Here is a 2343-nt window from a genome sequence, read left to right as displayed (position 1 = left end):
TCGTTCTTCAAGGGTTGATAAGCGCTGCATACCGCGCTCGCAAGCCAGTTAACAAACATGGTGAACCGTTCGTAAACCATTTCTGCCTACGGTCTTCCCTGGGGCGGGAACGGACTCGGGCCAGGGGCGTAGCGGGCGGCATGGTTGTTTCGCATTTCCTGAAATGGATCTACACGGCAAGGGTCTCGGAGCGCGCTGCGGCAGCAAGTGCGCTGGCCCGCGCCTACATCAATGCCGATCTGCCTTTCGAGGACCGCTGCGCGGCGGAGGCCGCACTGACCCTGCTGCTCGACGATGCCTCGTCCAAAGTGCGGCTGGCGATTGCGGAGGCGCTGTCGATGAGCCATCACGCGCCGCTGCAGATCATCAGCGCGCTGGCGTCCGACCAGCCGGAAGTCGCCAGCCTGGTGCTGGCGCGTTCGCCGCTTCTTACCGACGGCGACCTGATCGACCGCATCGCCGGCGGCCAGAAGACGACGCAGAAACTGATCGCGGATCGTCCGCGCGTCTCCATGGCGGTCGCCGCGGCGATTGCCGAAATCGGCGAGCCGGAAGCCTGCGCCACGCTGATAGCCAACAGCGGCGCCGACATCGCTTCGCTCAGCTTCCGCCGTATCGCGGAACGCCATGGCCATCTGCCTTTGGTACGCGAGGTGCTGGTATCGGATGCGCGGCTGCCTGCCGACTGCCGGCATGTGCTCCTGGTCAAGCTCGGAGAAACCCTAAAAGGATCTCCGCTTGTCGTGGCTCTTATGGGCGCAGCCAGGGCCGAGCGCGTCATGCGCGACGCCTGCGTCAAGGCTTCCGTGACGCTGATCGAAGGCACGCGCCACGAAGAACATGCGGCGCTCATCGAGCATCTGCGCCTGCGCGGCGACCTGACCGCAAGCTTCATCATTCGCACCATCGCGCATGGCAAGGTCGATTTCTTCGGTTCGGCGCTGGTCGCGCTCAGCCAGCAATCCGAACAACGGGTGAGGGCGCTTCTGGCCGGCGGGCACGACGTGGCGTTGCAGGCGCTGTTTCGCAGTGCCGGCCTTGCAACTGCCACGCACGCAATCATCCTGCGTGCGCTGAAAATCTGGCGCGAGGTTGCCAATGGCAAGCGCCTGGCCGGCGTCCAGGAAGTCAGCTGGCTGATGCTGAAGGAATTGGGCGGGCAGTCGGCGGAAGGCGATCTCGCCGGATTGGTCAAATCGATCCATCTCGATGCGCTGCGCGAAAACGCGCGCGGCCATGCGCTGGCGATAGCGGCGGCTTAGACCTTATCCTTCGCGAAGAAATCCGGAAAATCCTCGATCGCGGCGGCGATGATGCGCAATGAGGCCGCTATCTGCAGCATGTCGGCCGCCTCGCTTCGCCCGGTGATGCCAGCCGGATATTGCCGTGCGACAGTGATGGTCGCCGCATTCGATGCGAACGGGCATAAGACGCTCAGATATCCAGCACTTCCGTCTCGGCGAACTCCGCGCGCTCCTGGATGAAGCGGAAGCGGGCTTCCGGCTTGGTGCCCATCAGCGCATCGACGGCATCCTTGGTCGCCGCCTCGGCGTCGATCACATCGACCCTGAGCAACGTGCGCTTCCTCGGGTCCATGGTGGTTTCCTTGAGCTGGGCGGCCATCATTTCGCCCAGTCCCTTGAAACGGCCGATTTCTACCTTGCCGCGCCCGGTGAACTCGGTGCGCAGAAGTTCGTCCTTGTGCGCATCGTCGCGGGCATAGGCGACCTTGCCGCCTTGCCGGATCGAGTAGAGCGGCGGCACCGCCAGATAGAGATGGCCGCCGTGGACCAGGCTCGGCATCTCCTGATAGAAGAAGGTGATCAGCAGCGAGGCGATGTGGGCGCCGTCGACGTCGGCGTCGGTCATGATGATGACCCGGTCGTAGCGCAGGTCCGCGTCGCGATACTTCGAGCGCGTGCCGCAGCCAAGCGCCTGGATCAGGTCGGAAATCTGCTGGTTGCCGGCCAGCTTGTCGTTGCCGGCGCTGGCGACATTGAGGATCTTGCCGCGCAGCGGCAGCACTGCCTGGCTGGCGCGGTCGCGCGCCTGTTTTGCCGAGCCGCCGGCCGAATCGCCCTCGACGATGAAGAGCTCGGCGCCGGCCGCGGCATTCTGCGTGCAGTCGGCGAGCTTGCCGGGCAGGCGCAGCTTGCGCACCGCGCTCTTGCGCGAGACTTCCTTTTCCTGGCGGCGGCGCACCCGTTCGTCGGCACGCGCGATCACCCATTCGAGCAGCTTGGAGGCTTCCTGCGGATTGTCGGCCAGCCAGTGATCGAAGGGGTCGCGGATGGCGGTCTCGACGATCCTGATCGCCTCGATCGTCGCCAGCCTGTCCTTGGT

2 protein-coding genes are annotated in these 2343 nt (G+C 64.8%); one reads left to right on the top strand and one right to left on the bottom strand.

The window, feature by feature from the left end; genetic code table 11:
* The first annotated feature begins 140 nt into the window (after positions 1-140).
* Positions 141-1262 carry a DUF2336 domain-containing protein gene (locus E5W87_RS15585; RefSeq protein ID WP_292398879.1) on the top strand — a complete coding sequence of 374 codons (1122 nt, stop codon included), beginning with the start codon at positions 141-143 and terminating at the stop codon, positions 1260-1262.
* Between the two features lie 172 nt (positions 1263-1434).
* On the opposite strand, the gene E5W87_RS15580 is transcribed toward E5W87_RS15585, so the two are convergent.
* A partial coding sequence (locus E5W87_RS15580; protein ID WP_292398876.1) for a toprim domain-containing protein occupies positions 1435-2343 on the bottom strand: 909 nt, incomplete at its 5' end.

The organism is Mesorhizobium sp., from assembly GCF_004962925.1.
Taxonomy (GTDB): domain Bacteria; phylum Pseudomonadota; class Alphaproteobacteria; order Rhizobiales; family Rhizobiaceae; genus Mesorhizobium.
The sequence above is the reverse complement of the archived record's forward strand: the minus strand, read 5'-3'. Positions and strand labels throughout refer to the sequence as shown.